The organism is Pseudoalteromonas sp. Isolate3 (assembly GCF_022398505.1).
Lineage (GTDB): Bacteria > Pseudomonadota > Gammaproteobacteria > Enterobacterales > Alteromonadaceae > Pseudoalteromonas > Pseudoalteromonas apostichopi.
The window spans coordinates 1-4,354 of record NZ_JAKEVN010000185.1; the positions used below are offsets into that span (position 1 = coordinate 1).

At 37.7% G+C, this 4,354-nt stretch carries 7 protein-coding genes; 4 read left to right on the top strand and 3 right to left on the bottom strand.

All coding sequences use genetic code 11. From position 1 onward, the window contains the following. Positions 1 to 269 precede the first annotated feature (269 nt). From L1D46_RS19800 to L1D46_RS19810, 3 genes are all read right to left on the bottom strand, one after another. The gene (locus tag L1D46_RS19800) at positions 270 to 671 is read right to left on the bottom strand and encodes a MerC family mercury resistance protein (RefSeq protein WP_239978102.1); all 402 of its coding nucleotides are present in this window, start codon (positions 669 to 671) and stop codon (positions 270 to 272) included. A gap of 102 nt (positions 672 to 773) precedes the next feature. After that, positions 774 to 1,151, bottom strand: a complete 378-nt coding sequence (locus L1D46_RS19805) for a MerR family transcriptional regulator (protein ID WP_004588890.1) — start codon at positions 1,149 to 1,151, stop codon at positions 774 to 776. Between the two features lie 42 nt (positions 1,152 to 1,193). Beyond that, the gene (locus L1D46_RS19810; RefSeq protein WP_004588889.1) at positions 1,194 to 1,583 is read right to left on the bottom strand and encodes a Cd(II)/Pb(II)-responsive transcriptional regulator; all 390 of its coding nucleotides are present in this window, start codon (positions 1,581 to 1,583) and stop codon (positions 1,194 to 1,196) included. Positions 1,584 to 1,660: 77 nt separating this feature from the next. Between L1D46_RS19810 and L1D46_RS19815 the strand changes: the two genes are divergently transcribed. The 4 genes from L1D46_RS19815 to L1D46_RS19830 all read left to right on the top strand — a co-directional run. After that, positions 1,661 to 2,275, top strand: coding sequence for a cation transporter (locus tag L1D46_RS19815; protein WP_004588888.1), 615 nt, complete (start codon positions 1,661 to 1,663; stop codon positions 2,273 to 2,275). Between the two features lie 55 nt (positions 2,276 to 2,330). Further along, entirely contained in the window at positions 2,331 to 3,062 is a 732-nt protein-coding gene (locus tag L1D46_RS19820) for a transglutaminase family protein (protein ID WP_004588887.1), read from the top strand. Next, positions 3,049 to 3,951: a cation diffusion facilitator family transporter gene (locus L1D46_RS19825; protein WP_004588886.1), complete on the top strand. Its 903-nt coding sequence runs from the start codon at positions 3,049 to 3,051 to the stop codon at positions 3,949 to 3,951. Before L1D46_RS19820 ends, L1D46_RS19825 begins: the two co-directional genes overlap by 14 nt. Before the next feature lie 55 nt (positions 3,952 to 4,006). Continuing rightward, positions 4,007 to 4,354 (top strand): hypothetical protein (locus tag L1D46_RS19830; RefSeq protein ID WP_239978103.1); only part of this gene is annotated, 348 nt, incomplete at its 3' end.

The following is a 4,354-nucleotide window of genomic DNA, read 5'->3' on the forward strand; positions in this document are numbered from 1 at the left end:
TTCATCGTATAACGCACCTTACGCGGATTCACTTATGTTCATCATACTGACTGCCTAGCACTCACCCGATTTGTGGTTATCAGGAGGATCGTCCTCTCACGATTAAGATCCCGATTGGCGCATACCAACCTTCGTTACATTGTCAGAGCCGCTACTTTATTCAGGCTCCTAGGATCATCTGGTGATACAGATGGTTCACTCATTAAGCGGTGAACAGCGCTTCATACGACTTCACGTCGCACGCCCCAAAACGAGTTAACGTAAATGCTCTAAGGGCAGCTTTGAGCGAAAAGCAGACATTGACCGTTAATCGTTTCAACGACGGCAATTAGCCATACGTTGCATGTTTGCTCCCTTACTGGTTTTACGATATCCAAAACCGACATAACGACCATTAAGCAAATACCAAAGTAAAATAGGTATGTGCTCCAATCATATAGCCAAAGAGGATAAAGCGTTAATAGCACTGCTACAGGCCCTAGAATGCTGAAGACAGCTCTGGTATGGTTTTTATTTTTGTGCCAGTTGTATAAGTTTACCAATAGTTCCAAAGATGCAAAAATAGGTAAAAGCGTATTTACAGCTATTCCTTCGAAGTGAGAGAAGAAGCCTAGTCCTAATGCCGATGCAAGTGACCTTAATGCAGGGAGGCAGGCCGTGCCGCTAGCCAAACGCCACTAGAGCCTACTCTGTCTAATATTTTATTTATCATTTGAAAGTCTATTGGTTGATATTACCATCATTCTAAACTCCGTATACAAGTACGGAGTCAATCATTTTAATGAGTCAATTATGGGGCAATGTGTTGGATCTTCGTTTTGCATACAGGTATTTGTCATACCCACAATTACTTTCTCTAAACGTTGAAGGTCATTAATTTTGTCTCGAATGATTGCTAACTTTTGTCGGTTTAATAGCTCAACTTGAGCGCAGTTGCTGTCCATAGACATTAGCGATTTTATTTCTCTTAACGTAAAGCCGAGCGCTTTGGCTTTTGTGATAAACCTAAGTTGTCCTGCTATTGATTCGTCATATTGTCTATAACCAGATATTGGTTTTTCAGGTTGTGTAATCAGTCCTTCTCGTTCATAAAAACGAATGGTTTCTACATTTAAATTTAATGATTGTGCTAATTTGCCAATGGTTTTCATTATTGCCTTTGTGAATACTACTAATCTAAAGTTATATTTAGTTCAACTATCTAATGACTTGATAATGCCACAGACTTCAATTGTACCGTCAGACCCGCAAGAGCTTGCCATTAGTTTTAACTCTTTTTTGAGTGCATTCAATTCCTTCATTCGTTGATTAACTAAAGTTAGTTGCCGATCAATTAATGCATTTACACTAGAGCAACTCTCCTCTGGCTTGTTTTTTAATTCAATGAGTCGCTTAATATCATTAAGCGGAATATCTAAACTTCGACAATGCTTTACGAACTCTAGCTCTTTAAATGCCTTATTAGAATACAACCTGAAATTCCCTTCAGTGCGATCAGGATCTGACAGCAAGCCCTCCTTTTCATAATATCGGATGGTTTGTACTGAATACCCCGATGTTTTCGATAACTCACCAATTTTCATAAAATTTCCAAATAAACTTGACCCTATAGTCACTATAGGATTTATAGTTAGAGCATACAAGTTAATCGGAGATGAAAATGAGCGATTGTGGGTGTGAAGTTGAGCTAAAAGATAACCAGCAAAAAACGGTGCTTTATTGGCTTCTGGCTATCAATGCCTCGATGTTTGTTTTTGAAATTGGCTTTGGTTGGTTATCAGAATCAACGGCTTTAATTGCAGATTCGTTAGACATGCTAGCGGATGCAATCGTCTATGCAATTGCACTATACGCGGTGGGAAAGTCAATCCAACATAAGGCTAATGCTGCTTTAGTGAGTGGCTATTTCCAACTGGGGTTAGGCGTGCTAATTCTAATGGATATTGCTAGAAGGCTGTATGGTGAAAGTGAGCCTCACTCTTGGTTTATGATTGGCGTAGGCATGGTTGCTTTAGTTGCAAATGTGATTTGTCTCATCCTTATTCGAAAGCACAACAACGATGAAGTACATATGAGAGCTAGCTGGATATTTTCAGCGAATGATGTAATTGCAAATCTTGGTGTCGTTATCGCAGGCATACTCGTTATGGTGCTGAAACAGCGTTGGCCTGATATCGTCATTGGTAGCATCATTTCAATGTTAATTCTTCGAGGCGCTTACCGAATACTAAGCGATGCTAAACAAGAATTAGCTGTTGCTGAGAAAACACGTTAAACACCAAATGAAGATAAACAATCAACCTTTGGTTGTTCAAAGTAAGGAAACATCAATGAATAGCAAATATCTAGAAAAAACCAAGATAGTAAATTTTGAACACTCTACAATTCAATCATTAATTTCTGAGCGTAATTGGCAAGAACTCGATGACTTCAACAAAATTGGTGCAGCCTACCAATTTGTTAAAGATGAAATATTATTTGGTTACAATGAGAGTGATGATATTTCAGCAAGCAGTGTTTTAGCCGATGGTTACGGACAATGCAATACCAAGGGTAACTTGCTGATGGCTTTGTTACGAGGATTAGGTATTCAATGTCGTTTTCACGGCTTTACTATTGAGCAGCGATTACAAAAAGGAGCTATTCCAACTTATGTATTTTGGTTAGCACCTAAATATATCATTCATAGTTGGATTGAAGTTTATTTCAAGGATCGTTGGATAAACTTAGAAGGCTTTATATTAGATGAACAATATTTAAGTTCACTACAGCACAAATTTAGTCAAATAAAAAACGAATTTTGTGGTTATGGTGTTGCAACAAAGTGTTTCTCTTCGCCAGATACAGATTGGCGTGGTCAAGATACCTATATACAAAAAGAAGGTATTCATGATGATTTTGGTGTTTATAATTCCCCTGATGAGTTTTATCTCGAAAAAGGAACTAACTTATCAGGAATCAAACGTTGGATGTATCAACGAGTGATCCGTCACTTTATCAATTTTAACGTAGTCAATGTAAGAAATTTAAAAGTTCTTGAGGTGGAAAATGCACAATCATAGCCATAGCCATTCGCATGGAAAAGACGACCGTATAGGTTGGACATTTTTCCTTAATGTTTCATTTACTATTATCGAATTTATTGGTGGTTGGCTAACCAACAGTACCGCTATTATGGCTGATGCTGTACATGACCTGGGTGACAGTTTATCTATAGGATTCGCTTGGATACTGAGTCGTTTCTCGGATAAAGAAGCATCCGATAGATTTAGCTATGGCTATCGTCGTCTTACCCTGTTTGGCGCATTAATTAACAGTATTGTATTAGTTATTGGTTCTGTCTGGGTGCTATTTGAAGCAATACCAAGATTATCTAATCCTGAAATGCCAATGGCTGAAGGAATGTTGGGTCTTGCATTACTTGGGGTTGCTGTTAATGGGTATGCAGTATTTAAACTAAAAGCGGGTAAAACGCTGAACGAAAAAGTACTTACGTGGCATTTGCTTGAAGACGTACTTGGCTGGGTTGCAGTCCTAATTGTTTCTATCGTGCTGCTTTTTGTAGATCTACCAATATTAGATCCTTTGCTTTCTATAGGCTTTACACTGTTTATATTGTTTAACGTTTTGAAAAACCTGAAAACAACATTGGCACTATTTCTTCAAGCTACACCTGATGAAGAAGTGCAGAATAATATTGAAAAAGCGATAAAGGCTATACCTGAAATTAATGGGATTCATCATATGCACTTTTGGTCATTAGACGGGGAAAGTCACGTATTAACTGCTCACCTAGAGTTAGCCCATAACTTTGAGGTTGATAAATTAATTAGGCTAAAACAACAAGTGGCTAAGGAACTTTCTTCTTATAATTTATCTCATACAACCATTGAGTTTGAGTTTCCTCAAGAAACTTGCCGTGACGAGCATGAAAAACATGCGCATGGCTAGTTTAGAAAACCTTTTTTTGATATTATAATTTTTCATATTTAAGTAGGTGTTTATTTTGAAATTCAATGTTGCGTTAAAAATACTATTAGTCGTTTCGATTGTTTTGCAATCGTTAACTGCTGTTGTATCCGCAACACCTGAGAATCACCAAATAGATATAGAGCACCTTCAAATTCAACATGATCATGCAGATGATCGAAATGTCTCAAATGATAATGTAGGTGATGAGCAGCATAATGAAAAAGATTGTCATCACTGCGGACATTGCAGTGGCAGCCACTTATCTTGGATTTTAGTCAGTAATTCAAATACCACGGGCAAACTAAACATTATCAATAAAACGCCTTATCAAATTGATCAAACAAGTACCTTTCTTGRAGCGATACTTCGTCCGCCCATTTCT

Coding starts and splice junctions, on each gene's coding strand:
- L1D46_RS19820 (WP_004588887.1), top strand. CDS start 2,331: ATGAATAGCAAATATCTAGAAAAAACCAAGATAGTAAATTTTGAACAC.
- L1D46_RS19815 (WP_004588888.1), top strand. CDS start 1,661: ATGAGCGATTGTGGGTGTGAAGTTGAGCTAAAAGATAACCAGCAAAAA.
- L1D46_RS19810 (WP_004588889.1), bottom strand. CDS start 1,583: ATGAAAATTGGTGAGTTATCGAAAACATCGGGGTATTCAGTACAAACC.
- L1D46_RS19805 (WP_004588890.1), bottom strand. CDS start 1,151: ATGAAAACCATTGGCAAATTAGCACAATCATTAAATTTAAATGTAGAA.
- L1D46_RS19825 (WP_004588886.1), top strand. CDS start 3,049: ATGCACAATCATAGCCATAGCCATTCGCATGGAAAAGACGACCGTATA.